This is a genomic window from Photorhabdus kleinii (assembly GCF_025384885.1).
In the GTDB taxonomy this organism is placed as follows: Bacteria; Pseudomonadota; Gammaproteobacteria; order Enterobacterales; family Enterobacteriaceae; genus Photorhabdus; species Photorhabdus kayaii.
This window is the reverse complement of sequence record NZ_JAJAFY010000110.1, coordinates 1-2,311: the sequence shown is the minus strand read 5'-3', so window position 1 is coordinate 2,311 and position 2,311 is coordinate 1. Positions and strand designations below refer to the sequence as shown.

Genomic DNA, 2,311 nt, shown 5'->3' with positions numbered 1-2,311 from the left:
GCCAGCCGTGCGCAGGCATATCAGTTCAAGAAATTTATCCAGATTGTCGCCCGCCAGGTGGGTGTTGAGCTTAAAGGCGGTGACGAGATTACCCTGTCAAATGGCGCCACGCTCTATTTTCTCGGCACATCAGCAGCAACCGCGCAATCCTATACCGGCGATCTCTATTTCGATGAATTCTTTTGGGTTAGCAATTTTATGAACCTGCGCAAAGTGGCGGCGGGGATGGCAACCCACATCGGATTAAGACGAACTTATTTTTCGGTACCGTCCAGCGAGGAACACGAAGGGTTCCCGTTCTGGACAGGCGACTTTTTTAATAAAGCCCGCGGCGGCAAGAAACAAGTTGTTATTGATACCAGCCATGCCGCATTACGGCATGGCGTGTTGTGCGGAGATAACATCTGGCGACAGATCGTGACTATTCATGACGCTATCGCGGCAGGTCTAAATCTTGTTGACTTAGAAGAAATTGAGAGCGAAAACAATCCGGCTGATTTTGACAACCTGTACCGCTGCATTTTTGTTAAATCGGGTGAACGAGCCTTTGACTATAACGAAGTGATTAAATGCGGTGTTGACGGTTACAACGACAATGTCTGGCCGGACTGGAAACCCTATGCGCTGCGGCCGCTAGGACGCAAACCCGTCTATATCGGCGCTGATCCAACTGGTACAGGCGGCAACGGTGACGGTTTAGGGCTGGTTGTAATGTCACCGCCTGCTGTCAGCGGCGGCAAATGGCGGGTCATCGAAGCCCTGCAATGCCGCGGTATGGCTTTTGAGAAGCAAGCCGAAGAAATTCGTAAACTCACCGAACGCTATAATGTACAGGGGATAACAATAGATGGCACAGGCGGAACGGGTGAAGCCGTGCATGAACTGGTCTGCAAATGGTTTCCGGCCGCAACCCTATTGAAATATTCCGCGCCGCTTAAGCGCCTGCTAGTGATGAAAGCACAAATGCTAATCCGTTCCGGCAGGTTTGAATATGACGCTGGCATGAAACAAGTCGCTACCTCGTTTATGTCCATTAAGAAAATAATTACACAGGGCAGTGTTGTGACTTATGACGCCAACCGCACGCGCGGAGCCGATCACGGCGACATTGCGTGGGCTGTTATGAATGCCCTGTATGCCGAGCCAATATCCAGCGATGCGGGCACGAATGAGTCTTTTGTAATGGAGTTTTAATCATGCACACACTTTTACCGGCTGAAAATAAACACCAGCCTGAAGTAACGAATACAATCAATGACGGCGACGTGGCACAGTGCGCAGCCTTTACTTTTGATACACCCACCCCAATCACATCTGGCTGGGATCTGCTGGATTGCATGGAATGCGCCAAAAATGGCCGCTGGTATGAAACCCCCATTGATTTTTACGGCCTGGCCCGCGCATTTTCAGCGGCGGTTTATCATCAGTCGCCCCTATTTTTTAAACGTAATGTGATCATGAGCTGCTTTAAACCTCACCCGCTATTGTCACGACAGGACATGGCCGCCTATGTACTGGATTATTTGGTATTTGGTAATGCCTATCTGGAAAAGCGAATGAATCGAGTTGGCGGACTGTTAAAGCTCAAGCACACGCCAGCAAAGTACACTCGACGGGGAGAAGAAATCGACAAATACTGGTTCGTACAAAGCTGGCTACAAGAATTTGAATTCAGCGCTGGCAGTATTTTTCATCTGATGAACCCCGACATTCATCAAGAAATTTACGGTTTACCTGAATATTTAGCCGGTCTTCTTTCCGCCAACCTCAACCGGGCTGCAACAACATTCAGAATGAACTATTACGAAAACGGCAGTCACGCAGGCGTTATTGTCTATCTGACTGATGCGCTTGCCGACCCCAGAGGCGTAGACAATTTGAAAACTGCGTTGCAAAAATCCCGGCGAGATGGCGCATTCAAGAACCTGTTTGTCTATGCAGCCAACGGAAAGAAAGACGGGCTGCAAATCCTACCGTTCAGCCAAATCAGCGCCAAAGATGAATTTACTAACGTTAAAGAAGCAACCCGCGATGACATGCTAGCTATGCACCGCGTGCCACCGCAATTGATGGGGATTGTTCCCACGAGTGGGGGTAACTTTGGGGATATTGAGAAAGCGGCGAAAGTTTTTTCTATCAATGAACTTAACCCCATTACTGAAAGCTTGAAGTCAGTCAATGATTGGGCGGGTGAAGCCGTTGTGCAATTCAATCGCTACGCTTTGCTTGATGCGTTGAACAGCAGCAAATAACGACCAAACCAACCTTTCCCACGGACACAACGCATTTAATCGTCACCCAATCGCGCTGT

At 49.1% G+C, this 2,311-nt stretch carries 2 protein-coding genes; both read left to right on the top strand.

Annotated elements, in window-relative coordinates:
• Window positions 1–1,194 (top strand): terminase large subunit domain-containing protein (locus LG003_RS22725; protein WP_262981727.1); only part of this gene is annotated, 1,194 nt, incomplete at its 5' end.
• A 2-nt stretch (window positions 1,195–1,196) separates the two neighbouring features.
• Window positions 1,197–2,252, top strand: coding sequence for a phage portal protein (locus LG003_RS22720; protein WP_112876949.1), 1,056 nt, complete (start codon window positions 1,197–1,199; stop codon window positions 2,250–2,252).
• Window positions 2,253–2,311: the final 59 nt, after the last annotated feature.

What these genes read in the sequence shown, in the direction of transcription:
- LG003_RS22720 (WP_112876949.1), top strand. Translation starts at nt 1,197, where the DNA reads ATGCACACACTTTTACCGGCTGAAAATAAACACCAGCCTGAAGTAACG.